The following is a 26116-nucleotide window of genomic DNA, read 5'->3' as shown; positions in this document are numbered from 1 at the left end:
GCGTCCCGGCGCTCTGCCCCGATCAACGCACCAGATGCAGGAACTGCATGTGCCGTTCGTACTGGTCGAGGATGTCGTTGATGATCTGCTCTTTCGTGTAACCGACCAGATCGTAATCCTGACTGCCCTCGCTCAAGTGCACTTCAGCGCGGTAGTAGCGGCGATTGTTAAGCTGCTTGGAGCCCATGCCGCCACGGGCAAACGACGGCGTGAAGTAGCCGCGCATCTGCACCTGATAGATGAACGGGTGCTGCTCGCCGTGACCGATTTCCAGGCTGACGCTGTCGTGTGCCGGGTCCGGTTGGGTGACCACGTTCAGGCCTTTCTCGGCGAACACGGCCGTCACTTCTTCGATGGCCGGTTTCACCGTGGTGTCCATGAAGCGGTACACCTCGTCGCGCGACGGGAAGTGCACAGCCTGGCTCAAACGCTGACGCCAGCCGCCCTTGCCACGCCGTGAACCGGAGACCGGCGCCAGGGAATGCAGTTGCGCGATCTGCTTCTGCGACTCCAGATAGAACGCCTTGTGCAGGCCCCACATCATCAGCAGCAAGATCATCGAGAACGGCAACGAGGTCAGCACCACCGCCGACTTCAACGCATCGATGCTGCCGGAGAACAACAGTGCACTGGTCACCAGCGCGGTCATCGCGCCCCAGAACACCCGCAGCCATTTCGGCCCGTCTTCATCCGGGTTGCCGCCCTTGGCCGACAGGGTCGAGAGCACCACGGTGCCGGAGTCGGCGGAGGTGACGAAGAACACGAAGCTGATGAACACCGTTACCGCGATGACGGTTTTGCTCCACGGGTAGGTTTCCAGCAGCAGGTAAAGGGTCATCGACGGGTTGTCGAGGGCCGACATGCCCAATGCTGACATACCGTGATTGAGCACCTGGTCGATGGCGCTGTTGCCGAAGATCGACATCCACGCCAGGGTGAAACCGAGCGGAATCAGCAGCACGCCGAAGACGAATTCGCGGATGGTCCGGCCACGGGAAATCCGTGCGATGAACAGGCCCACGAACGGCGACCATGCAATCCACCAGGCCCAGTAGAACACCGTCCAGCCGCCGAGCCAGTCGCTCGGTTTGTCGTAGGCGTAGAGGTCGAAACTCTTCATCGGCAACGCGCCGAGGTAGTCGCCAAGGTTCTGGATCAGGGTGTTGAGCAAATGCTGGGTGGGGCCGGCGAACAACACGAACAGCAGCAGCGCGCAGGCCAGCAGCATGTTGATGTCGGACATGACCCGCACGCCTTTATCCACACCCGAGACGGCGACGATGATCGCCGCGCCCATCATCAGCGTGATCAGGCCGACCTGAATCCACTGGGTGTGGGCGATGCCGAACAGGTAGTCCAGACCGGAGTTGAGATGGAGCACGCCGAAGCCCATGTCCGCACCGAGGCCGAACACCGTGGCGATGATGCCGAAGCCGTCCACCGCGTAGCCGATGGGGCCGTTGATGCGTTTGCCGATCAGCGGATACAGCGCCGAACGCAGGGCCAGTGGCAGGTTGTGCCGATAAGCGAAATACGCCAGCGCCATGCCGACGAAAGCGAACACGCCCCAGCCGTGCAGGCCCCAGTGTAGAAACAGAATCTGCATCGCCTGACGCGCCGCGTCCGCCGTGCCGGCCTCGCCTTGCGGCGGCTGAAGCATGTGGGTCAGCGGTTCGGACACGCAGAAGAAAAACAGCGTGATGCTGATCCCGGCGGCGAACAGCATGCCGGCCCAGGACAGGTAACTGAATTCGGGTTCGTCGTGGTCGGCACCGAGTTTGATCTTGCCGTAGCCCGACAACGCGGTAACCACCACGAAGATCAGATACAGGGTCATGGCGAGCATGTAGTACCAGCCGACCGTGTTGGCCGCCCAGTTTTGCGCTTCGAGAAGCCAGGCGCCGGCCTGTTCCGGCATGTCGATGACGGTCAGGCCGAACAGCAGGATCACCGTCGCGGCGAACCAGAACACCGGCGGATTCATGCGTACCAGACCGCTGGCGGGGGTAGACGATGCACTCATGAACGGTGCACCTCAAGGGGTTGGAAAATGGCTGAAATGATCGGACTCAGCAAAGGCAAGCCTCCTGTTGTGAGCGGGCGGCGAACCGCCGGTTTAACTTGAATGAACGTTCAAGTTAAACATGGATAGTGCGCCAAGGACTAATCGCAGGGCTCAGCGGTACCTTTCGTACGCTAGCTCAAGAGGGGGTATGACGCTGTGGCGAGGACGATCGTTCCCAAGTGATCGTTCCCACGCTCTGCGTGGGAATGCCGCCCTTGACGCTCCGCGTCATATTGCAGGCCACTCTGTAATTCGGGGGACGTCCGGAACGCGGAGCGACCCTGGAGGCGTTCCCACGCAGAGCGTGGGAACGATCAGGGGTAATCGTTACTTCTGCGTCCCGTCGTCATGCTGCAGATTGGCTTGGGTCAGGTTGCACCCGGCCGGCACGCTGCGGGTCAGCCACACGTTGCCGCCGATGGTCGAACCCTTGCCGATGGTGATCCGCCCGAGAATCGTCGCCCCGGCGTATATCACCACGTCGTCCTCGACGATCGGGTGGCGTGGATGGCCTTTCTGCAACTGGCCGTCCTCGTCCGCCGGGAAGCGCTTGGCGCCGAGGGTCACCGCCTGATAAATCCTGACGCGCTCGCCGATGATCGCGGTCTCGCCGATCACCACACCCGTCCCGTGGTCGATGAAGAAACTGCGGCCGATCTGCGCGCCCGGATGAATATCGATGCCGGTCGCCGAGTGGGCGATTTCCGAGCTGATCCGCGCCAGCAGCGGCAGGCCTGCGCGGTACAAATGGTGGGCCAGACGATGGTGAATCACCGCCAGAATCCCCGGATAGCACAGCAGCACTTCATCGACGCTGCGCGCCGCCGGGTCGCCGTGGTAGGCGGCCAGCACATCGGTGTCGAGCAAGCTGCGCAGGCCCGGCAATGCGAGGGCGAAATCCTGGATGATCCTGATCGCCTGCGCCTCGACCTCAGTGTCGGCCTGGGCACTGTGACGGGCGACGTAACGCAGTTCGAGTCGTGCCTGGGCCAGCAGTGCATTCAAGGCGACATCAAGGGTGTGGCCGACGTAGAAATCCTCGCTCTCCTCACGCAGATCAACCGGCCCCAGTCGCATCGGGAACAATGCCCCGCACAGGGCTTCAAGGATCTGCGCCATCGCGTCACGGGACGGCAACTCGCGCCCGCCCTGCTCGCCGGAAGCACGGCCATTTTGTGCACGCCACTGATCCCGCGCGGTACGCAGCTGGCTGACGATGGTCTGCAATTGCCAATGGCTGGAACGCTCGCTCACGGTAAAGACTCCTCACGGGCGGCCGGACTGTCTGGCCGCGTCAACGGCGACTACTTTACGGCAACCCCATCGGGGCGAATTAAGAACCGATAGTGCTGGACTAAGCACATTTGGCTATAAGCGATTGACGGTTGCCCCGGTAAATCGGCGTGCCTATAGTCCGGTGATCTTCCTCCGCCAGTACGGAACCATGTCCACACAACCGATCAAACAACAGCTGCAACGCTTCAACCGCCTCGACCTGCTCGGCCAACCGACCCCACTGGAAAAGCTCGAGCGTCTGTCCACCTGGCTCGGCCGCGATGTCTACATCAAACGCGACGACCTGACGCCGCTGGCCATGGGCGGCAACAAGTTGCGCAAGCTCGAATACCTCGCCGCCGATGCCCTCGCCCAAGGCGCCGATACCCTGATCACCGCTGGTGCACTGCAATCGAACCACGTTCGCCAGACCGCCGCGCTGGCCGCGAAACTGGGCCTGGGCTGCGTGGCGCTGCTGGAAAATCCACTGGGCACCGACGACAGCAACTACACCGGCAACGGCAATCGCCTGCTGCTGGACCTGTTCGACACCAAGGTCGAGCTGGTCGACAACCTCGACAACGCCGACGAACAACTGGCCGCCCTCGCCGTGCGCCTGCGCAGCAACGGCAAGAAGCCGTATCTGGTGCCGATCGGCGGCTCCAACGCCCTCGGCGCGCTGGGTTACGTGCGCGCCGGACTGGAGCTGGCAGAGCAGATCAAGGACACCGGCCTGCAATTTTCCGCCGTGGTCCTGGCCTCGGGCAGTGCCGGTACCCACAGCGGTCTGGCGCTGGCGTTGAGCGAAGCCCTGCCGCAACTGCCGGTGATCGGCGTGACCGTCTCGCGCAGCGAAGAAGATCAGCGCCCGAAAGTCCAAGGCCTGGCCGAGCGCACCGCCAATCTGTTGGGTGTGGCGCTGCCGGACAGCTTCAAGGTCGAGTTGTGGGACGAATACTTCGGCCCGCGTTACGGCGAGCCGAATGCCGGGACGCTGTCGGCAGTGAAACTGCTGGCCAGCCAGGACGCCGTGCTGCTCGATCCGGTCTACACCGGCAAGGCCATGGCCGGGTTGCTCGACGGCATCGGTCGCGGGCGTTTCGACGACGGCCCGATCATCTTCCTGCACACCGGCGGCGCCCCGGCGTTGTTCGCGTACAAGGATTTTCTCTGACGCGCTCGTTCCCACGCTCTGCGTGGGAATGCATCCCGGAATACTAAAAACACATATTCCACAGATGAATAACAAACGGAAAATTCATTATTTTCCATTCTAAAAGAACCATCATATAGTCTCGCCGCAGGCGAATTTCGCGAGAGACGCATAAGCTGCTTTAAGGCAGGATAGCGCTGTCGTCCAATTCCCGGATTCGCCAACTTTCCTTAAGCGTCTTCCATAAGAAAACACAGGGGCTTGTCATGATTCTTTCCGCACTACGTCGAAATCTGCTGGTAGGTTCGCTGGGCCTGGCACTGAGCGCCGGTCTGCTGGGGCAGGCGGTTGCCGGTGAGCAACTGCAACAGATCAAGGACAAAGGCGTTATCAACGTCGGCCTGGAAGGCACTTACCCACCGTTCAGCTTCGTCGATGCCGACGGCAAGCTGTCGGGTTTCGAAGTCGAACTGTCCGAAGCCCTGGCCAAGAAGCTGGGCGTGAAGGCCAAGATTCAGCCGACCAAATGGGACGGCATCCTCGCGGCCCTGGAATCCAAGCGGCTGGACGTCGTGGTCAATCAGGTGACCATTTCCGACGAGCGCAAGAAGAAGTATGACTTCTCCGAGCCGTACACCGTTTCCGGGATTCAGGCGCTGGTACTGAAAGACAAGGCCGCCGCGCTGAACATCAAATCCGCCGCTGACCTGTCCGGCAAGAAAGTCGGCGTGGGCCTGGGCACCAACTACGAACAGTGGGTCCGCGCCAACGTGCCGGGTGCCGACGTGCGCACCTACGACGATGATCCGACCAAGTTCGCCGACCTGAACAACGGCCGTACCGACGCGATCCTGATCGACCGTCTGGCCGCACTGGAATACGCCAAGAAAGCGCCGAAAACCGTCGCCGCCGGTGAAGCCTTCTCGCGTCAGGAAGCCGGTATTGCCCTGCGCAAAGGCGAGCCTGAACTGCTGGCCGCCGTGAACAAGGCCCTCGACGAACTGCGTGCCGACGGCACCCTTGAGAAGCTGTCCACGAAATACTTCAACGCTGACGTCACCCAATAATGGAAGAAGCTTTCCAACTCGCACTGGACTCCGCGCCCTTCCTGTTGAAGGGCGCGTACTACACGGTAATCCTCAGCCTCGGCGGCATGTTTTTCGGCCTGCTGCTGGGCTTTGGCCTGGCGTTGATGCGCCTGTCGCGTTTCAAGTCGGTCAGCTGGCTGGCCCGCATCTACGTGTCGTTCTTTCGCGGCACGCCGTTGCTGGTGCAACTGTTCGTGATCTATTACGGCTTGCCGCAATTGGGCATGGAACTCGACCCGCTGCCGGCGGCGCTGATCGGTTTCTCGCTGAACATGGCCGCCTACGCCTGTGAAATCCTGCGGTCCGCGATCGGTTCGATCGAACGCGGCCAGTGGGAAGCCGCCGCGAGCATCGGCATGACCCGCGCGCAGACCCTGCGCCGGGCCATCCTGCCGCAGGCGATGCGCACGGCCTTGCCGCCGCTGGGCAACAGCTTCATTTCGCTGGTCAAGGACACCGCGCTGGCCGCCACCATTCAGGTGCCGGAGCTGTTCCGTCAGGCGCAGCTGATTACCGCCCGGACTTTCGAAGTCTTCACCATGTATCTTGCCGCCGCGCTGATCTACTGGATTCTGGCCACGGTGCTGTCGCACTTCCAGAACAAGTTGGAAGAGCGGGTCAATCGGCACGACCAGGAGTCCTGACCCCATGATTGTCGTGGAAAAACTGACAAAGCAGTTCAAGGGTCAAGTCGTGCTCAACGGCATTGATCTGGAGGTGAAGGAAGGCGAGGTCGTGGCAATCATCGGCCCCAGCGGCTCGGGCAAGACCACATTCCTGCGCTGTCTGAACTTCCTCGAGGAACCCACCAGCGGCCGGATCAAGGTCGGCGAGATCGAGATCGATACCAGCCGCCCGCTGAACCAGCAGCAGAGCCTGGTGCGCAACCTGCGCCAGCATGTGGGCTTCGTGTTCCAGAACTTCAACCTGTTCCCGCACCGCACCGCTCTGGAAAACGTCATCGAAGGCCCGATCGTGGTCAAGAAGACGCCCCGCGATGCAGCCATTGCCCTGGGCAAGAAGCTGCTGGCCAAGGTTGGCCTGGCGGGCAAGGAAGACGCCTACCCACGGCGCCTGTCCGGTGGCCAGCAACAGCGCGTGGCGATTGCCCGGGCGCTGGCGATGGAGCCGGAAGTGATCCTGTTCGACGAGCCGACCTCGGCCCTCGATCCGGAACTGGTGGGTGAAGTGCTGGCGACCATCCGCGGCCTCGCCGAGGAGAAACGCACCATGGTGATCGTCACCCACGAAATGGCGTTCGCTCGTGATGTGGCCAACCGCGTGGTGTTTTTCGATAAAGGCGTGATCGTCGAACAAGGCGAAGCTAAAGCGTTGTTTGCCAATCCGAAAGAAGAACGCACTCGACAGTTCCTCAGCAAGTTCAGAAATAACGGCTGACCTGTAAACTTTCCGGAATACAAACTTCCATGGATGGAAGTTCTACTTACACCTCCCGACAAAACTTGATCAAGCGATTGCAGAATATATATACGTCCTGCAACAGACTCGACATGATTAAAGTGCGCGCCCTCGAATTTCCCACTGCACGATCCAATAGCTGCCAGAGCACGCAAAGCCCGGCAGATACCGTGGTTCAATTCGCCATACCAGATAGGTAGAGTGCTTTACCACTGTAGGAGAATTCTGATAAATCCGTAATTCTGCAATTAACCAACCCCGTCCATTGACAGAACTTCCGGCGAACTTTTATCTAGTCACTTATCGCAACCCGCCACATCAAAAAGACCAAATAACGATTGACCGAAAGACCCCGTATTTATTACCGGGCAATTCTGGCCATTTGAACTTTCAGAAACGGATTTCGCTGCAAGGCTTCAAGGAGAGGATTTCATGACCCGCACTTCGCCTATCCCCGAACTGGCCGCGCCGAGCCTGGCGCCATCCCAGAACAACGGCATCAACCTCGCGGCAGCGGCTCAGCTGCTGGTCAATGTGCCGCCCTACCCGGACATGGATACGGGCGACCTGATCGAACTGTTCTGGAACAACTGCTACGTCGCTTCTCACATGCTGACAGCGCAGGACGTCGCGACCCCGGTCAGCCTGCGAGTGCCGGAGAGTTTTATCGCCAGCGGCTCGTCATGCATCCACTATCGGGTCATGCGGGTAGGTCACGGCCCATCGTTGTCGGCAGCCGCGCGGGTCACAGCCAAGCTCGACTGCCCCGGCGGGCAACCACCGGCGGTGTGCGGTGACGAAAACCAGCAACTGGCCCCCGTGACCCTGCCCGACACCATTCGCCGTCAGGGCGTCAACGCGAACCAGATCAGGCGCGGCGTACCATTGACTATCGAGCCGTATCTGAACATGGCCGAAGGCGATGCCATCACCTTGCGCTGGGGCGATGTGCGGATGGATCTGGCACTCATCACCCCTGCCGATGTCGGCAAGCCGATTCAGGTCTGGGTGCCGCCGGCGATCATCACCGAAGCAGGCGAGGACCTGCGGCTGGACGTGACCTACTGCATTCTCGACCGGGTCGGCAACAACTCGCGCTGGGCGCCGCCGCGAACGCTGAAGATCGGTTGCGTGAATCCCTACCTCAAGGTGCCGCTCAAGGAAACGCTGAAGGCGGCAGAGCCACAAAAGAAATGAGCCAAAACGGTCGATGAGGGACGCCGTCCCTCGTCGCCGCACGCTTGACCAGCCAGACCACGCCCCCTTCTATACATATTCCTAAAAGTTAGTTTATTTAAATTTTATACGCGATTAGGGTATATGCACCGGACCACCGGACATTCTTTCGTTCGCCGCACCTTTGCGGCGTTTTTCATGAGATGTGAGGTAGGTAGCATGGTCCGGAACACAATCACCCCAGTGCAGATCGCCAGGGCATTGCGTGCAGCCAAGGAGCGGCACTGATGTCCAGTCTGGCAGACGCAAACGTCCAGAGTGACCTGGACATCGCCCCGCTGTTGTTGCCCGCACAAGTGCTGCGCAACGACGCTCAAGCCATCAAGGCCGCCCATGAGCTGGCGCAGGTCGCCCGTGTGCAGGCCGCCAAACGTGATCGCCAGCGCAAGCTGCCATGGTCGGAAATCGAACAGTTCACCCGCAGTGGCCTCGGCAGCATCGCGATTCCACGCGAGTACGGCGGCCCGCAGGTTTCCTTCGTCACCCTGGCCGAGGTGTTCGCGATCATTTCCGCGGCCGACCCGGCACTGGGACAGATCCCGCAAAACCAGTTCGGCATCATCAACCTGATCCTCGGCAGCGCCACCGAGCAGCAGAAAAAGCATCTGCTGCAGAGCGTGCTCGAAGGCTGGCGCATCGGTAACGCCGGACCTGAACGCGGCACCAAGGACACCCTGGAACTGAAGGCGCGCATCACCGCCGACGGCGATGACTACGTGATCAACGGCCAGAAGTTCTATTCCACCGGCGCCCTGTTCGCCCACTGGGTGGCGGTCAAGGCGCTCAACGATGACGGCAAGCAAGTCCTGGCCTTCGTCCGTCGCGGCACGCCGGGATTGCGCATCGTCGATGACTGGTCGGGTTTCGGCCAGCGCACCACCGCCAGCGGCACGATCCTGTTGAACAACGTGCGGGTCGATGCCGGCCTCGTGGTGGACAACTGGAAGATCAACGAAAAGCCCAACACCCAGGGCGCGGTGTCGCAGCTGATTCAGGCAGCGATCGACGCCGGGATCGCCCGTGGCGCCATCGATGATGCCATCGAATTCGTCAAGACCCGCGCCCGGCCGTGGATCGACGCCAACGTCGAACGGGCCAGTGATGACCTCTACGTGATCGCCGACATCGGCAAACTGAAAATCGAACTGCACGCTGCCGAAGCGCTGTTGCGCAAGGCCGGGCAGGTGCTGGATCAGGTGCACGCCGCGCCACTGACCGCCGAATCCGCCGCCCGCGCATCGATTGCCGTAGCCGAAGCCAAGGTGCTGACCACCGAGATCTCGCTGCTGGCCAGCGAAAAGCTCTTCGAGCTGGCCGGCAGCCGCGCCACCCTCGCCGAATTCAACCTCGACCGTCACTGGCGCAACGCCCGGGTGCACACCTTGCACGACCCGGTGCGCTGGAAGTACCACGCGGTCGGCGCCTATCGCCTCAACGGAAAACTTCCGGCTCGCCATTCCTGGATCTGACGACCAGACATCTGGAGAAAACCTATGACCTTTTCCCATCCCGTCGCGCTCATCACCAGCGACGAGCAAGCCCTGATCGTCGCCAGCGACCTGGCCGAAGATTTCCAGCGCGACAGCAACCTGCGCGACCGCGAACGCCGGCTGCCGCTGCCGGAACTCGACGTGTTTTCCCGCTCCGGCCTGTGGGGCATCAGCGTGCCCAAGGAATACGGCGGCGCCGGCGTATCCAACGTGACCCTGGCCAAAGTCATCGCCCTGATCGCCCGGGCTGACGGCTCGCTGGGGCAGATTCCACAGAACCATTTCTATGCCCTCGAAGTGCTTCGGGTGAACGGCAGCCACGAGCAGAAACAACGCTTGTACGCCGAAGTCCTCGCCGGCCAGCGCTTCGGCAATGCCCTGGCAGAACTGGGCACCAGGACCGCCCACGACCGGGTCACCCGCCTCGAACGCGACGGCAGCGGTTATCGCATCAACGGTCGCAAGTTCTATGCGACCGGTGCGATTTACGCCCAACGCATTCCAACGTCCGTGGTCGATGAAAACGGCGTGCAGCAACTGGCCTTCGTCCCGCGCGACAGCAAAGGCCTGACCGTGATCGACGACTGGAGCGGCTTCGGCCAGCGCACCACCGGCAGCGGTTCAGTGGTGTTCGAAGACGTGTATGTCGCCGCCGAAGATGTCATCCCGTTCCAGAGCGCTTTCGAGCGCCCGACCCCGGTCGGCCCGCTGGCGCAGATCCTTCACGCCGCCATCGACACCGGCATCGCCCGCGCCGCTTACGAAGATGCGCTGCACTTCGTGCGCAGCAAGACCCGGCCATGGATCGACTCGGGCAACGACAAGGCCACCGAAGACCCGCTGACCCTCAAGAGCTTCGGCCACCTGAGCATCCGCCTGCACGCCACCGAAGCCCTGCTCGAACGCGCCGGCGAATTCCTCGATGCGGCCCAGGCTGAGACCAATGCCGAGACGGTTGCAGCGGCCTCGATTGCCGTCGCCGAAGCACGGGCGATCAGCACCGAAATCTCCCTGGCCGCCGGCAGCACCCTGTTCGAACTGGCCGGCAGCCAGGCCACCCTGATCGAGCACGGCCTCGACCGTCACTGGCGCAACGCCCGGGTACATACGCTGCACGACCCGGTGCGCTGGAAATATCACGCGGTCGGCAATTACTACCTCAACGATGAAAACCCTCCGCTGCGAGGGACCATCTGATGAGCAAGAAAAAGATCCTGCTCAATGCGTTCAACATGAATTGCATCGGCCACATCAACCACGGGTTGTGGACGCATCCGCGCGACACCTCGACCCGGTACAAGACCATCGAGTACTGGACCGAACTGGCGCAACTGCTGGAGCGCGGGCTGTTCGACGGGCTGTTTATCGCCGACATCGTCGGCGTGTACGACGTCTATCAGAACTCGGTGGACGTCACCCTGAAAGAGTCGATCCAGCTGCCGGTCAACGATCCGCTGCTGTTGGTGTCGGCGATGTCCGCGGTGACCAAAAACCTCGGTTTCGGCCTGACCGCCAACCTTACCTACGAGCCGCCGTATCTGTTCGCCCGACGCATGTCGACACTCGATCACCTGAGCCGTGGACGGGTGGGCTGGAACATCGTCACCGGTTATCTGGACAGCGCCGCCAAGGCCATGGGCCTCAGTGAACAGGTCGAACATGACCGGCGTTACGACCAGGCCGACGAGTACCTCGAAGTGCTCTACAAACTCTGGGAAGGCAGCTGGGAAAACGGCGCGGTGCTCAACGATCCGCAGCAGCGGATCTACGCGCAGCCGGACAAGGTGCACAAGGTCGAACACAAGGGCGAGTTCTATCAGGTCGAGGGTTATCACCTGTGCGAACCGTCACCGCAGCGCACGCCGGTGCTGTTCCAGGCCGGCAGTTCGGATCGCGGTCTGCTGTTCGCCGGGCGTCATGCCGAGTGCGTGTTCATCAGCGGCCAGAACAAGCAGTCGACCAAAGTGCAGGTGGACAAGGTCCGCGCCAGCGCCGTCGAAGCGGGTCGCAATCCCGAGGACATCAAGGTGTTCATGGGCCTCAATGTGATCGTCGGCGAGACCGAGGAAGCGGCCTGGGCCAAGCATGCCGAATACTTGAGCTACGCCAGCGCCGAAGCGGGCGTGGCGCATTTTTCGGCGTCCACTGGCATCGACTTTTCCCAGTACGAAATCGACGAACCGATCCAGTACGTGAAGAGCAACGCGATCCAGTCCGCCACCAAGAACCTGCAGAACAACGACTGGACCCGGCGCAAATTGCTCGACCAGCACGCTCTGGGCGGGCGCTACATCACCGTGGTCGGCTCACCGCAGCAAGTGGCGGATGAACTGGAATCGTGGATCGCCGAAACCGGCCTCGACGGCTTCAACCTGACCCGCATCGTCACCCCGGAAAGCTATGTGGATTTCATCGATCTGGTGATTCCGGAGCTGCAACGGCGCGGCTCGTACAAGACCGCGTACGACACCGGCAGCCTGCGGGAAAAACTGTTTCACGGCGAAGCGCACCTGCCGCAGCAACACACCGGCGCCCACTACCGACACTAACCCCGGCACTCATCGTTCCCACGCTCGGCGTGGGAATCAGGCTAATTTCACTGACTGGAAAACCACCATGACCAAGAAGCTCCTGTCCCACCCAGTCAAAGCACTGGCCCTGGCCTTCGGCCTGTTCAGCTCGGCGGTGTTCGCCGCAGATGCCCCGTTGAAAATCGGCACCACCGCCGCCTTCGCGATTCCGCTGGAAGCCGCCGTCGAAGAGGCCTCCAAACAAGGCCTGAAAGTCGAGCTGGTGGAATTCACCGACTGGATCGCACCGAACGTCAGCCTCGCCGCCGGTGACATTGACGTGAACTACTTCCAGCACATCCCGTTCCTGGAAAACGCCAAGGCCGCCTCCGGTTTCGACCTGGTGCCGTTCGCGCCAGGGATCATCAACAACGTCGGCCTGTACTCGAAGAAATACAAAAGCTTCGACGAGCTGCCGGAAGGCGCCAGCGTCGCCATCGCCAACGACCCGATCAACAGCGGACGCGGGCTGCAATTGCTGGCCAAGGCCGGTCTGATCACCCTCAAACCGGGTGTTGGCTACAAGGCCACTGAAGACGATATCGTCGCCAACCCGAAGAAGATCAAGATCCTGCAAGTCGAAGCCGTGCAACTGGTGCGCGCCTACGATGACGCCGATCTGGTCCAGGGCTACCCGGCCTACATCCGTCTGGCGAAGACTTTCGACGCCGGCTCCGCGCTGCTGTTCGACGGCCTCGACCACAAGGAATACGTGATTCAGTTCGTGATCCAGCCGAAGAGCAAGACCGACCCGCGCCTGATCAAGTTCGTCGACATCTACCAGCATTCGCCGGCCGTGCGCGCCGCACTGGATAAGGCCCACGGCAAGCTCTACCAGGCCGGTTGGGAAAGCTGAGGATGACCGCGGCCATCCAACGGCGACTGGATCTTCCAGAGCCACCCGCGCTGGCACAGCGCACCGAACTGCATCCCGAACTGAACCGCGCTCATGTGCGCTTCGTCGGGCTCGGCAAGACCTACGACGGCAAACAAGGCCCGGTCGCCGCCCTGCAAGGCATCGACCTGGCGATCCAGCGCGGTGAAGTGTTCGGCATCATCGGCCGCAGCGGCGCCGGCAAATCGTCGCTGATCCGCACCATCAACCGCCTCGAACAACCGACCTCGGGCCGGGTGCTGATCGATCAGGCGGACATCGGCGAATACGACGAGGATCGCCTCGTCGCCCTGCGCCGGCGGATCGGCATGATCTTCCAGCACTTCAACCTGATGTCGGCGAAAACGGTGTGGCAGAACGTCGAACTGCCGCTGAAAGTCGCCGGCGTCCCGAAGGAACAGCGGGAGAACAAGGTGCGCGAACTGCTGGAACTGGTGGGCCTGCAAGCCAAGCACAAGGCTTATCCGGCGCAGCTGTCCGGCGGGCAGAAACAGCGCGTCGGCATCGCCCGTGCGCTGGTGCATGACCCGGATATTCTGTTGTGTGACGAAGCCACCTCGGCCCTCGATCCGGAAACCACCCAGTCGATCCTCGGCCTGCTGCGCGAGATCAACAAACGCCTGGGCCTGACCATCGTGCTGATCACCCACGAGATGGCAGTAATCCGGGAGATCTGCGATCGCGTCGTCGTGCTCGAACACGGCCGCATCGTCGAGCAGGGCCCGGTCTGGGAAGTGTTCGGCAACCCACAGCACGAGGTCAGCCAGACCTTGCTCGCGCCGCTGCAACACGCCTTGCCCGAAGAATTGCAAAGCCGTTTGCAGGCGCAACCGTCGTCGCCCGATGCGGCCGTGGTGCTGCGCTTGCAGTTCACTGGCAGCCAACAGGACGAACCGGATCTGGCCGCGCTGTTCGCCGCGCTCGGTGGCCGGGTGAAATTGCTCCAGGGCGGCGTGGAACGGATTCAGGGCCACGCGCTCGGGCAACTGTTGCTGGCGGTCGCGGGTTCGCAGCTGAATGCCGAGCAATTGCGTGAGCGCGCCGGGCAATGGGCACAACGCACGGAGGTGCTGGGTTATGTGGTTTGATCGCTTGCTGCAGGGTTTTATCGACACGTTTCTGATGGTCGGCGTGTCGTCGCTGATCGCGTTGCTCGTCGGGATTCCGATGGCAGTGACTCTGGTCACCAGCGACAAGGGCGGCATTTACGAAGCGCCAGTGCTCAATCGCGCGTTGGGTGCGTTCGTGAACCTGTTTCGCTCGATCCCGTTTCTGATTCTGATGGTGGCACTGATTCCGTTCACCCGCCTGATCGTCGGCACCACCTACGGCGTGTGGGCGGCGGTCGTGCCGTTGACCATTGCGGCCACGCCGTTCTTCGCGCGTATCGCCGAGGTGAGCCTGCGTGAAGTCGACTACGGCCTGATCGAAGCCGCGCAGGCCATGGGCTGCCGGCGCTGGCACATCGTCTGGCATGTGCTGCTGCCCGAGGCGCTGCCGGGGATTGTCGGTGGCTTCACCATCACCCTGGTGACGATGATCAACTCATCGGCCATGGCCGGAGCGATTGGCGCCGGCGGTCTGGGCGACATCGCCTATCGCTACGGCTATCAGCGCTTCGACAGCCAGATCATGCTGACCGTGATCGTGCTGCTGGTGGCACTGGTGGCGGTGATTCAGCTGGGTGGCGATCGCCTGGCGCGGGGTTTGAACAAGCGCTGATTTCTCGCACGAAAGCGCAAATGTCCGCTTTCGCGCCTTGCCGGGCCAAGGGTTCAGCTCACCAACAAACTGCTCATCAAGCGGCTGTCGGCCGTTCTCGCCAGATGCAATTGCTGCAGGCTTTTCGCAGCATAAACAATGCTGTCGGCATTGTTCGAAGCCATCTGTGTCCGCACCGTCGGATGGGCGTTGAACAGCTCAACGGCACTCTGAACATCCAGCGCATCCGAAACCCCCAAAGCCTGCGCGACTCCAGCGATGAAGCTGTCATGGTCACTCGTGAAGCCGTTCAGATACGCCACCGTCAATCCACCCTGCATGATGACCTCGGACACACCGCGCTCGGCAATGTCGTAGGCAGGGACGGGACGATCCAGTGCTTTTCCCATCAGGACATCCAGGTAAAAGAAATCCACTGCACCGGGCCCTACGCTCTTGAATCGATTGATCCGGTTGGTGTGCATCATTTCGTGGCCCAAAACAGCCGCAAATCCCCCTGGCTCGATGAGATTCTGGCTGATGAAGAACCGGCCATGGAAGTCGAGTGTGAACATCCGGGCCCTGCGATCCGGGTCAAACTCCACGCCCACGAACTTGTCCTGCCCCCACGGTCCCTGATACTCCCTGGACAGCGCCTCGCCCCGCGACAGGCAATCGCCGAGTCGCTCCCTGACGAGTTCATAATGCTGACCGAAGTACCCCTGCAATACTTCTGTGGTCTCGACATAGTTCGCCCCGATGCAGTCCTTTGCATCGGAGAACATTCCCTGCGCCCTTCCAAGCTCCGAACGCAAAATGGCTGAATGCTGGGGGGAAAACTGTCCCAGACCGCGCGCGACAATGGTTACGGACTCGGAAACCCGTTGCTCGAACCGGTCATCGCGGCCCTCGTAGAATTTTCCCGGCGCGTCTGTCCGGGTGTTCATGACGTTACTGATGTCGGACAGAATCGAAGCGTGCACCGGCTTCCAGATCATCGTCCGACGATCGAGTACCAGCGCAGGTCCTGATGCAACCCCTTCGGACGATAAAGTGGCGCGATACTCGCCTGTTGTCGCGTCCTGCCGAATCTGCACGACTTCGCCCGGTGCGATGTCGACGAACTGGCGCCCCTTGAAGTGCCTGATGCCCTTGGCGTCGGCCGCTGGCAATTGAGCGGGAAGTGTCAATCGGTAGTTGTTCAGCGATGGCAGCACCGATTGAATGGAAGCACTTTCAACAAGCGGCAGCGGACTGGTCGTGATGTGATCGGAAAATATCGGGAGCCCGGGCTGACTGTCGGCGACTGGTTGTGCAACTCGTGACACCTTCACCGCAGGCTCGTCGATCGAATGCGTCCTGCCAGGCCGCAAGCGGTTGAAGGTCGTGTCCGTCGCAGAACGAGGGGGCGGTGAGGTAACGGTGGTTTTGCGACCCGTGATCATGGGAAATCCTGTTTTTCCAAGTGAGTCCCTCCTGATTGAAAAGGGCAGACAACGCGACAGCCATCTATCGCACGGGCGCTATTTCAGCAGTCGCCCGAACACGCCGTGCGGTAAATAGTTATGACATCGACACCGACCTCATTGCGGATCCCTGGTCTCACAGGCCTCGCACGCATGGCGTATATTCCGATAACCCGATTGCCACCGCAGCCCGACCATGAAACAGAATCCTCTCGACCTTGAGCAGATCACCTCCACCACCCTCGGCCACTACAATTCGGTGGCCGAGGATTTTCGTGAAGGCACCCGCGATCACGATGTCAGCCAGAACATCGACGCCCTGTTGCGGCACATCCAGGGTGACGCGCCGTTTTCCATCCTCGATTTCGGCTGCGGGCCGGGGCGGGATTTGCAGACATTCACCCGGATGGGACACGTCGCCGTCGGTCTCGACGGCGCGGAGAAATTCGCGCAGATGGCGCGGGATGACAGTGGCTGTGAAGTATGGTGTCAGGACTTTCTGAAGCTGGATCTGCCGGCAGAACGCTTCGACGGGATCTTCGCCAATGCGGTGCTGTTTCATGTGCCGTTGCAGGAGTTGCCCCGGGTCTTGAAACAACTGCACGGGACATTGAAACCGGGCGGCGTGCTGTTCAGTTCCAATCCGCGCGGGGATAACCGTGAGGGCTGGAACGGGCCGCGTTATGGCTCGTATCACGATCTGCAAGCATGGCGCGGGTTGTTGACCGCTGCCGGGTTTGTCGAGCTGGAGCATTACTACCGGCCAGCGGGGCTGCCGCGTGAGCAGCAGCCCTGGCTGGCGAGTGTCTGGCGCAAGACCTGAGACTCAGGGCCCTGTCTCAACCTGAAAGTAAGCTGGCGCCTGCTCGGGCGAGCGCACAGTGATGCTCCGTGCGGGCAATGTCTGCCCCTGTACTTCACGCCCCTGCACATCAAAATTGGCCAGCAATTGCGTGCCGTCTTCAAAGGCTGTCTGCTGCACCAGCCGATCTTCGCTCAACCATTCGAAACCGGTGAGCGCCTGGGGCGCCAGACGTTCATGCAAAGGACGGAAAAAAGCATCCTGACGGGCAATCAGCGGTATGCGTTGCGCCAGAGTGTCGGCGCTGAGGTGATACAGCGGCGCGACGTTGTAGAGCAACTGAGCGAGTTCGTTATCTGCCCGTACATTGGTCAGTTTCAGGCTATCGAACAGCCAATGGTGGGACGTGATGACCGAGCCATGGAACACCGCCTGATACAACGGCAGACGGCTGGCCGGATCAAAGTGAATACGGCGCAAAGATTCCTTGATCGGCACAGGTTTGAAAAAAACCTCCGGCTGCTCCGGCGGATACCACTTGCCTGCAAAATACCTGGACTTGGTGTTCTTGCTCATTTCGACGTCGCCCCAACCGATCACCGGGGTCTGCATTCCATGGGCGAACAGCACGCCTTGCGCGGTCGTTGCGTTGCCATCCTCCGAACCGGCAGGCAGCTTAAGCACTTCATTGATCCAGCGTGATGCTCCGATGTTGCCCTCGGCATTCTGTGCCTGGGTCATCGTTGCCCCGGGACGGTAGCTGTCGAACAGCATCCCGGTGGCATAGGCATCGAGAAACCAGCTATTGAAACCGGCGGCATCCCGAATGGCCGTCACACGTCGCTCAAGCAGTGGGCGCACGCACCGGGGATCGGTGTAATGCCCCGATTGCTGGAAGCCGCTTTTCAGCGTTCCATCGCTCTTCACGATTGCGCATTCAAGATTCGCCTTGTCCCCCAGGTGTGCGGTGGTCCAGTCAGGATTTTCACTGCGGCTCAGCGCCGTCTCATAGGAATCGTAAGGCGCGATCAGATAGCCCGCCGCCACGCCCGCCTTGATCGTCTCGGGGTGCCAGAGGCCGCCTTCCCAGCCCTCACCAAGTCCCAACCACAAACGGGACAGTCCGGCGTTCTGCAATTGCTTGATCGTGTCCAGTGACAGAGTGCTGCCCCATCGCTCCGGCTCGGGAATCAATGCGTCGCCGAGATCGGCTGCCACTTTCGCGCGTACTTCAGCGTAACCTTTGACGAGAGCCTGCATGTCCGGCACCGCTCGGGCCTGCCAGGTCTTGCGTGCAAGGGTATTCAGGGCGTGGTTGAGACTGCGTAAAAGCACTTTTTTCTGATAACCGTTCAACTCCCCGCCAGTGGCAAGTATCTGCAACGCCTCACGGTCCATCCCCGTTTTCAGCTCACGGGCCAGTGAGCCGCTGCCGCGCAACGTGTCGAGCAGCACGGGCCAGCTGCGCACATCCTTGGCCCCCAGCAGATCGTTGCCCCAAAGATACAGATGACTGGCTCCCGGCAGCCGCTTCGCCTGAGGCGTTTTCTCGATTTTGCTGCTCAGCGTTTCATAGCGACCGTTATCGATCAGCCATTGCCGGTAGCGTTTGGCGCCAGCCAGCGGGTCCGCCGCCCCGAGAAACAGCGTGAACGTCAATGGCGCGGACGGATCGAGCGAAGTGAAGTGATGCCGCGCGGACAGTGCCAAAGCCTTGCCCTGGGCACTGAACAACAGCCGATTGTTGAAGGGATTGGTCATCAGCCAATGCAGGCTGAAGCCATCCTGTTCAACACCCCAGAGCGGCAGACTCAGATCCTGAGTGGTATTGAATTCGCCCTGACTCAAAAGGAATGCCTGCCACACCGGATCGCCTCGCGGCACATAGTGCCCCTCGGCCAGGGGCCAGATCAGTCCCTTGCCCATCGCGCTGGCGGGCTGACGCAGAAATTCCAGTTCCGCGGGCTCGCGCGCCGTGATCGAGAAGGACAGATCACGTTGATCGAGCGCGACACTGAGGGTCCAGGCTCCGTCATCCCATTGCCAATCGATACGATCACCCCGTCTGCTCAAGTGGCTGACCTTATGCGCGGCAACGCCCGCCGAGGCCTGCACCGTCGCACCGTTTGCAGGCGTGATACGAACAGCCAGCGTTGCCGGATCGAGTTGCACGCGCCAAAGCGGGTTCTCCAATACCGTATCGGCCTGTGACGGGGACGGCAGGCTCAAACCGGCAATCAGCAATAACACGCGCAGCCAGAAGGTAACGGTAAGCATCAGACATCCCTTCTCCTGGAGGAGAAGGGACGGTAACCGAATACTCCGATGCTGTAAGTCAGACCCTTCGCAAATATGTAACAGGCGTACTCACTGTGCCGATGACGCAGCGTCCTTCTTCGGCTCGCGAATCTTGTACCAGGCCACGTACAGCGCCGGCAGGAACAGCAGCGTCAGCAGGGTCGCAATCACGATCCCACCGATCATCGCGTACGCCATCGGCCCCCAGAACACTTCCCGGGCGATCGGGATCATGCCCATGCTCGCTGCGGCGGCGGTCAGCAGGATCGGCCGGCGCCGGTGTTCGGTGGCTTCCACCACCGCATCCCATGGCGCGTAGCCTTTGCGCTCGAACTCGTCGATCTGGGTCACAAGGATCACCGAGTTGCGGATGATGATGCCGATCAACGCCAGAATCCCGAGGATCGCCACGAAGCCCATCGGCGTACCGGTCGGCACCAGCGCCAGCACCACGCCGATCAGCCCCAGCGGCGCGACACTGGCCACCAGGAACAGCTTCTGCACACTGTGCAACTGGATCATCAGGAACGTCGCCATCAAAAACAGCATCAACGGCAGCACTTTCGCAATCGGCCCTTGGGCCTTGCCACTCTCCTCGACCGTACCGCCGGTGGCGACCTTGTAGCCAACGGGCAGTTTTTCGGCGAACGCGTCGATGGACGGCTTCAACAGTTTCACCAGATCGGTCGGCTGAATCTCGTCACGCACCGACGCCTTGATGGTGATGGTCGGCAAGCGGTCACGGCGCCACACCAGCGGCTGCTCCAGCTCATAACGAACGGTGGCGAAGGCCAGCAAGGGGATCGACGTGCCGTTGGGCGTGACGATCTGCAGGTTCTGCAGGGTTTCCGGCGTACCGCGTTCCGAGTTCACCGCCCGACCGACCACGTTGATCAGGTAGATGTCGTCGTTGACCTGGGTCAGCGGCGCGCCACTGACGATGCTGTTCATCAGGTTCGCCACGTCTTCGGACGACAGCCCGAGCTGGCGCGCCTTGTCCTGGGCGATATCGATTCGCAGGACCTTGCCCGGCTCGTTCCAGTCGTAAATGATCTCGCCGATGTGCTCGTTCTTGTCCAGTTCAGTCGCCAGGTCGATGGCATGCTTGCGCACTTGGTCGATGTCCTTGCCGCTGATCCGGTACTGGATCGGACGCCCTACCGGTGGGCCCATTTCCAGCGCCTGCACGTAACTGCCGATGCCGACGAAGTCCTTGTGCAGCCGTTCGCGCAGGCGCTGGCTCAGGGCCTCGCGGGCTTCGAAGTCTTTGCTGACGATCACCAGTTGCGCGTAGTACGGGTTCTGCAATTGCTGGTCGAGTGGCAGGTAGAAACGGATCGCGCCCTGACCGATGTAGGTGCTCCAGCGCACGATGTCCGCGTCGCCCTTGAGCGTGGCCTCGAGCTTGTCGACGGCCTTGCGGGTCTCGTCGATCGAGGCGTTTTGCGGCAGGTTGAGGTCGACCAGAATTTCCGGTCGATCCGAGGACGGGAAGAACTGATTCTGCACAAATCGCATGCAGAACACCGCCAGCACAAACAACAGCACGGTGATGCCGATGGCCCACCAGCGATTGCGCATGCACCACAGCAAACCGCCATTGAACGCCCGACCAACGCGCCCCGGTTCGGCTTCATGGGGTTTCACGTTGGTGCTGAGAATGTGCACGCCGATCACCGGGGCGAAGAACACCGCCACGATCCAGGACACGATCATCGCCACGGCAATCACCGCGAACAGCGTGTAGGTGTACTCGCCGGCAGAACTGGCGTTGAGGCCGATGGGGACGAAACCGGCGACCGTCACCAGCGTACCGGTGAGCATCGGGAACGCGGTCGAGGTGTAGGCGAACGTCGCAGCCTCCTCCTTGCTCTCGCCCATTTCCAGGCGCGTGACCATCATTTCCACGGTGATCATCGCATCGTCCACCAACAGGCCGAGGGCAATGATCAGAGCGCCGAGGGAAATCCTCTGCATGGTGATGCCGCTGTATTCCATGAACACAAATACCATCGCCAGCACCAGCGGGATCGAGCACGCCACCACCAGCCCGGCGCGCACGCCGAGGCTGATGAAGCTGACCACCAGCACGATCACCACCGCTTCGAACAAGGCACTGGTGAAGCCGCCGACGGCTTCCTCCACCACCACGGCCTGATCGGACACCGTGTGCACATCCACGCCAACCGGCAGATCCGCGGTCAGTTCATCGATGCGCTTGTGCAGGGCCTTGCCGAATTCCTGAACGTTGCCGCCCTTCTGCATGGCAATCGCCAGCCCGATCGCCGGTTTGCCGTCGAAGCGGAATTCCGGCGTGGCCGGGTCGGTGTAACCGCGAGTGATGTCGGCGACGTCTGCCAGGCGATAGAAGCGGTCGTTGAGCTTGAGATTGACCTCGGCCAGGTCTTTCTCCGAAGCGAACTGGCCCGAAGTCCGCACGGAAATCCGCTCCGGACCCGCCTCGATCACACCGGCCGGAGTCACGGCGTTCTGCGACTGCAGGCTCTGCACCACCTGGCGCTGATCGATGCCCAGCGCCGCGAGTTTGCGGGTGGAGAAGTTCAGGTAAATCACTTCGTCCTGCTGGCCGATCATTTCGATCTTGCCCAGCCCCGGGACATTGCGGATCTCGGCCCGCGCCTGTTCCACGTAATCGCGCAACTGGCGCATGGTCAGGCCGTCGGCGGTGAAGGCGTACACCGAGCCGAACACATCACCGAACTCGTCGTTGAATCCCGGCCCCTGGATACCTTGAGGAAACTGCCCGCGGATATCGTCGATCTTCTTGCGCACCTGGTACCAGATTTCCGGAATGTCCTTGGCGCTGGTGGTGTCGCGCAGGTACACGTACACCGTCGATTCGCCGGGGCGCGTGTAGCTTTTCACGTAGTCGAGGGAATCGAGTTCTTCGAGTTTTTTCTCGATGCGGTCGGTGACCTGCTTGAGGGTTTCCTCCTGGGTCGCGCCCGGCCATTTGGTCTGGATCACCATGGTCTTGATGGTGAACGACGGGTCTTCCTCGCGCCCCAGATTGAAGTAGGAGAACACCCCCATGAGCAATGCGACGAACATCAGATACCAGACGAACGACTGATGTTTGAGGGCCCATTCGGAGAGATTGAAAGAGCCTTTCATTGACTGTCCTCGTCAAGTTTCACGGATTGTCCGGGTTTGAGACTGTTGACGCCGGCGCTGACCACACGCTCGCCGTTCTTCACGCCCCCCGCAAGTACAACACTGCTGTCGGTGCGGCTGATCACGCTGACGTCGCGCGGACTGACGGTTTTGCTTTGGGTGTCGATGACCCAGATTCGCGGTTTTCCATCGACCTCCTGCAATGCCGTGGCAGGCAATTCGATACGCGGCTTGATCGCCGAGCTGAGGGTGACGCTGATCGCGGTGCCGAGGCGAAAGCCTTCGGGCGTATTGGCCAGGGTCAACCGTGCGCGGCGGGTGCGCGTCGCACTTTGTGCCTGGGGTTCGATCTCGCGCAGGGTGGCCGTGGTGTTGATGCTCGGGTCGAGCTGTCCGGCCACCAGAAACACCACGTCGGACGGGATCTCATCGACCAGGGTGTCCGGCAGATCGATCACGGCTTCCTTGATGTCCGGTTGCGCCAGGGTCACCACCTGCTGGCCCGCCGTCACCACTTGTCCGGCCTCGGCGTTCCACGCGGTGACCACCGCCTTGTGGTCGGAGCGTAGCTGGGTGTAATCAAGTTGATCCTTGCTCTGGTTGACCGCCGCGCGCGCCTGATCCAGCGAGGCCTGAGTGGTCTTCAGGTCCGTCATGGCAATGTCCAGTTGTGCCTGCGCGCCGACACCACGGTCGAACAGCGCTTGCTGACGGCGGGCATTGGCCTGGGCATTGATCAGTTGTGCCTGAACCCTGGCGAGGTCGCCCTGGGCCGAACGCAACTGGTTCTGCTGATCGGTCGGATCGAGGGTGGCAAGCAGCGTGCCCTTCTGCACTTCGGTGCCGACATCGACGTTACGGCTGGCAATGCGCCCGCCGACACGAAAACCGGTGTTGCTTTCATAGCGCGCCTGAATGCTGCCGGCGAAACGCCCGAGGTTTTCCTCGCTCATCGCTTCGACCTTGACCGACAACACCGGCCGTACTGGTTCCGGCGGTGGCTCGCTTTTCGAACAGGCGGCCAGCAACACGCCAATGGATAACAGCCCCAGACGCTTCATGGCTGTGCTCCCGGTTGCAGATCCTTGTAGGTGTTTTCGGCAATTTCGACCTTCATGCCCGGATGCAGCAACTGCCCACCCGCGACAATGACTTTTTCCCCACCCTTGAGGCCCTCGCTGATGATGACCTTGCCGATCAGGTAGCGGCTGACGGTGACGTTGTGCAACTGCGCTTCACCTTTGTCGTCGACCATCCACACCGCCGGATCGCTGACGTTCTTGGTCAGCGCCGACCACGGTAATTCAACGGCCGACTTGCCGGTGCCCTTGGCCGTGGCGCTCACCACCGAGCCCAGCTGCATCCCCTGCGGCAGGCTGTCGAGGCTGACCTTGACCTGCACCGTGCCGGACTGCGCGGACACCGCCGGGGTGATTTCGCGCACGGTGCCGGTGGTCTTGATGGCGGGGTTGTCGAGCAGGCTGACGACAATCGAACGCTCCGCCGGCCGTTCGGCCAGCAGGGATTCATAAACGTTGAACACGGCGTCGCGGTCACCGTCACGGGCCAGGCTGAATATCGGCGCCGTGGCCTGAACCACCTGGCCGACTTCGGCCTGACGCTCGGTTATAACGCCGGGCGCATCGGCGATCAGCGCGGTGTAGCTCAATTGATCCTTGGCGTTGGCCAACTGCGCCTGCGCTGCGCTCAAAGCACTCTGGCTGCTGCGCAATGCAGCCTGCGCGGAATCGTATTCGCTCTGGCTGGTGTAGCCCTTGGGCAACAGTTTCTGCTGGCGGACGAACGCGGCGGCGCTCTGTTTGACCCGCGCCTGCTCGGCCACTACCTGAGCCTGTGCGGAATCGACGTTGGTCTGCAAATCCTTCGGATCAAGCTTGGCCAGCACTTGTTTGGCCGAGACGCGGTCACCGACATCGACCATGCGCTGGATGATCTTGCCGCCGACCCGGAACGACAGTTCGGTCTGCACGCGGGCCTGGACGTCGCCGGTGAGAGTCACGGCGGCGGCGTAATTGGCGGGGTTGACCTCCTGCACGAAGACCCGGGGCAGGTATTCGGCGGGGGCCTTTTTCTCGCCGCATGCGCTCAATAAAGCGAGCAGACTCAGCATGACCGCTGTTTTCAATCCGGGACTCGCCATGCAGACTCCTTCCTGTGTACGAACGTGCAAGTGACGATACGACTGTGAGCTTAGAACAGGGTTCAACCTTCGTCCGGGCGATATATGCATTTCTGTGCAGCGAGTATCCTGACCCGGATTTCGGGGCACTCAAGAAGGATTTTCATGCTCAAGACCCTCGCGGTGGCCAATTACCGCTCGATCAATAAATTGGTGATTCCGCTGGGCCGTCTGAACCTGATCACCGGCCCCAACGGCAGCGGCAAATCCAACCTGTACCGGGCGCTGCGGTTGCTCGCGGAAACCGCTCAGGGCGGCGTGGTCAATGCGCTGGCCCGTGAGGGCGGGCTCGACTCGACGTTCTGGGCCGGGCCGGAAACCATCAGCCGGCGCATGCGCAACGGCGAGGTGCCGATCCAGTCCACCGTGCGCCAGGGCGTCAAACGCCTGCGCCTGGGCTTTGCCGGGGAAGATTTCAGCTATTCGATCGCCCTGGGCTTGCCGGAGCCGAGCCTTTCGTTCTTTTCCCTCGACCCGGAAATCAAAAAGGAATGCATCTGGGCCGGACCGCTCTATCGTCCGGCCAGCCTGCTGGTGGATCGCGACGGGCCGATGATCCGCACCCGTGAGGGTCGCAGCTGGGACGTGCTGGCCCAGCACACGCCGAACTTCGACAGCCTGTTCGATCAGGTCGGCAGCCTGCGCTCCTCGCCGGAGGTGTTCCAGATGCGCGAGTTCATCCGCCGCTGGCGCTTCTACGATCACTTTCGCAGCGACGCCGACGCCCCGGTGCGCCAGCCGCAACTGGGCACGCGCACGCCGGTGCTGCATCACGATGGCCGCGATCTGGCGGCTGCGTTGCAGACCATCCGCGAGATCGGCGATCCCGAGGCGTTGCAGGCGGCGATCAGCGACGCCTTTCCCGGCGCACGGCTGAACATCGCACCGCTGGCGGGCGGCCGCTTCGCCATCGAGTTCTTTCAGGAAGGGTTGTTGCGGCCGTTGTCGGCAGCGGAACTGTCGGATGGCACGTTGCGTTATCTGCTGCTGGTCGCCGCGCTGCTGACGCCACGCCCGCCGTCGCTGATGGTGCTGAACGAACCGGAAACCAGCCTGCACCCAGATCTGCTGCCGGCGCTGGCGCGGTTGATCATCCGGGTGTCGGAGCAGTGTCAGGTGTGGGTGGTGTCCCATGCCCGGCGATTGATTTCGGCGCTGCAGGAAGACCCGGAATGCAATTGCATCGTGCTGGAAAAGACCCTCGGCCAGACCGGGATCGTCGGGCAGAGGGTTCTGGATGAGCCTGCGTGGAATTGGCCTGATTAGCCTCACACTCTCGCTCCCACACCGTACCTGATCGTTCCCACGCTCTGCGTGGGAATG

The 26116-nt window shown here is 61.5% G+C and carries 20 protein-coding genes; 13 read left to right on the top strand and 7 right to left on the bottom strand.

What is annotated here, in order from left to right; all coding sequences use genetic code 11:
* Positions 1-22: 22 nt before the first annotated feature.
* Together betT and epsC are read right to left on the bottom strand one after the other, a co-directional pair.
* Entirely contained in the window at positions 23-1984 is a 1962-nt protein-coding gene (gene betT, locus AC07Y2_RS05215) for a choline transporter BetT (protein WP_178082843.1), read from the bottom strand.
* 408 nt (positions 1985-2392) lie between these two features.
* Entirely contained in the window at positions 2393-3319 is a 927-nt protein-coding gene (gene epsC, locus AC07Y2_RS05210) for a serine O-acetyltransferase EpsC (RefSeq protein ID WP_007952730.1), read from the bottom strand.
* Positions 3320-3509: 190 nt separating this feature from the next.
* Here epsC and AC07Y2_RS05205 point away from each other — a divergent pair, with 190 nt between their 5' ends.
* From AC07Y2_RS05205 to AC07Y2_RS05155, 11 genes are all read left to right on the top strand, one after another.
* On the top strand, positions 3510-4514 hold the full coding sequence (locus AC07Y2_RS05205; protein WP_039764555.1) for a D-cysteine desulfhydrase: 1005 nt from the start codon (positions 3510-3512) through the stop codon (positions 4512-4514).
* A gap of 245 nt (positions 4515-4759) precedes the next feature.
* Positions 4760-5560 (top strand): cystine ABC transporter substrate-binding protein, encoded by an 801-nt coding sequence (tcyJ, locus tag AC07Y2_RS05200; protein ID WP_039764552.1) that lies wholly within the window; start codon positions 4760-4762, stop codon positions 5558-5560.
* On the top strand, positions 5560-6225 hold the full coding sequence (tcyL, locus tag AC07Y2_RS05195; protein ID WP_007952735.1) for a cystine ABC transporter permease: 666 nt from the start codon (positions 5560-5562) through the stop codon (positions 6223-6225). The genes tcyJ and tcyL overlap by 1 nt, the downstream gene beginning before the upstream one ends.
* Positions 6226-6229: 4 nt before the next feature.
* Positions 6230-6979: an L-cystine ABC transporter ATP-binding protein TcyN gene (tcyN, locus tag AC07Y2_RS05190; RefSeq protein ID WP_064382730.1), complete on the top strand. Its 750-nt coding sequence runs from the start codon at positions 6230-6232 to the stop codon at positions 6977-6979.
* Between the two features lie 453 nt (positions 6980-7432).
* Positions 7433-8197, top strand: a complete 765-nt coding sequence (locus tag AC07Y2_RS05185; protein WP_103385568.1) for a hypothetical protein — start codon at positions 7433-7435, stop codon at positions 8195-8197.
* A 266-nt stretch (positions 8198-8463) separates the two neighbouring features.
* Complete coding sequence (locus tag AC07Y2_RS05180) at positions 8464-9705, top strand: SfnB family sulfur acquisition oxidoreductase (RefSeq protein ID WP_039764545.1); 1242 nt, start codon at positions 8464-8466, stop codon at positions 9703-9705.
* A gap of 24 nt (positions 9706-9729) precedes the next feature.
* Entirely contained in the window at positions 9730-10923 is a 1194-nt protein-coding gene (locus AC07Y2_RS05175; RefSeq protein WP_039764543.1) for an SfnB family sulfur acquisition oxidoreductase, read from the top strand.
* Entirely contained in the window at positions 10923-12275 is a 1353-nt protein-coding gene (locus AC07Y2_RS05170) for an LLM class flavin-dependent oxidoreductase (protein ID WP_074689426.1), read from the top strand. Before AC07Y2_RS05175 ends, AC07Y2_RS05170 begins: the two co-directional genes overlap by 1 nt.
* Before the next feature lie 67 nt (positions 12276-12342).
* Positions 12343-13152: a MetQ/NlpA family ABC transporter substrate-binding protein gene (locus AC07Y2_RS05165; protein ID WP_007952748.1), complete on the top strand. Its 810-nt coding sequence runs from the start codon at positions 12343-12345 to the stop codon at positions 13150-13152.
* 2 nt (positions 13153-13154) lie between these two features.
* The gene (locus AC07Y2_RS05160) at positions 13155-14279 is read left to right on the top strand and encodes a methionine ABC transporter ATP-binding protein (protein ID WP_074689424.1); all 1125 of its coding nucleotides are present in this window, start codon (positions 13155-13157) and stop codon (positions 14277-14279) included.
* Positions 14269-14913: a methionine ABC transporter permease gene (locus AC07Y2_RS05155; RefSeq protein WP_103385567.1), complete on the top strand. Its 645-nt coding sequence runs from the start codon at positions 14269-14271 to the stop codon at positions 14911-14913. The genes AC07Y2_RS05160 and AC07Y2_RS05155 overlap by 11 nt, the downstream gene beginning before the upstream one ends.
* A gap of 53 nt (positions 14914-14966) precedes the next feature.
* Here AC07Y2_RS05155 and AC07Y2_RS05150 read toward each other — a convergent pair whose 3' ends face one another.
* The gene (locus AC07Y2_RS05150) at positions 14967-16337 is read right to left on the bottom strand and encodes a hypothetical protein (RefSeq protein ID WP_052266505.1); all 1371 of its coding nucleotides are present in this window, start codon (positions 16335-16337) and stop codon (positions 14967-14969) included.
* A 217-nt stretch (positions 16338-16554) separates the two neighbouring features.
* On the opposite strand from AC07Y2_RS05150, the gene AC07Y2_RS05145 reads away from it, so the two are divergent.
* Entirely contained in the window at positions 16555-17181 is a 627-nt protein-coding gene (locus AC07Y2_RS05145) for a class I SAM-dependent methyltransferase (protein ID WP_039764532.1), read from the top strand.
* Positions 17182-17184: 3 nt separating this feature from the next.
* Here AC07Y2_RS05145 and AC07Y2_RS05140 read toward each other — a convergent pair whose 3' ends face one another.
* The 4 genes from AC07Y2_RS05140 to AC07Y2_RS05125 form a co-directional block, all read right to left on the bottom strand.
* The gene (locus tag AC07Y2_RS05140) at positions 17185-19437 is read right to left on the bottom strand and encodes a glycoside hydrolase (RefSeq protein ID WP_103385566.1); all 2253 of its coding nucleotides are present in this window, start codon (positions 19435-19437) and stop codon (positions 17185-17187) included.
* 90 nt (positions 19438-19527) lie between these two features.
* Positions 19528-22593, bottom strand: a complete 3066-nt coding sequence (locus AC07Y2_RS05135) for an efflux RND transporter permease subunit (protein ID WP_103385565.1) — start codon at positions 22591-22593, stop codon at positions 19528-19530.
* Entirely contained in the window at positions 22590-23654 is a 1065-nt protein-coding gene (locus tag AC07Y2_RS05130) for an efflux RND transporter periplasmic adaptor subunit (RefSeq protein WP_103385564.1), read from the bottom strand. Before AC07Y2_RS05130 ends, AC07Y2_RS05135 begins: the two co-directional genes overlap by 4 nt.
* Positions 23651-24754, bottom strand: coding sequence for an efflux RND transporter periplasmic adaptor subunit (locus AC07Y2_RS05125; protein WP_039764525.1), 1104 nt, complete (start codon positions 24752-24754; stop codon positions 23651-23653). Before AC07Y2_RS05125 ends, AC07Y2_RS05130 begins: the two co-directional genes overlap by 4 nt.
* Positions 24755-24898: 144 nt before the next feature.
* Between AC07Y2_RS05125 and AC07Y2_RS05120 the strand changes: the two genes are divergently transcribed.
* Entirely contained in the window at positions 24899-26059 is a 1161-nt protein-coding gene (locus AC07Y2_RS05120; RefSeq protein WP_103385563.1) for an AAA family ATPase, read from the top strand.
* Positions 26060-26116 lie beyond the last annotated feature (57 nt).

Source organism: Pseudomonas sp. GW456-12-1-14-TSB6 (assembly GCF_059424205.1).
This window is presented reverse-complemented; position numbering and strand designations above follow the sequence as displayed.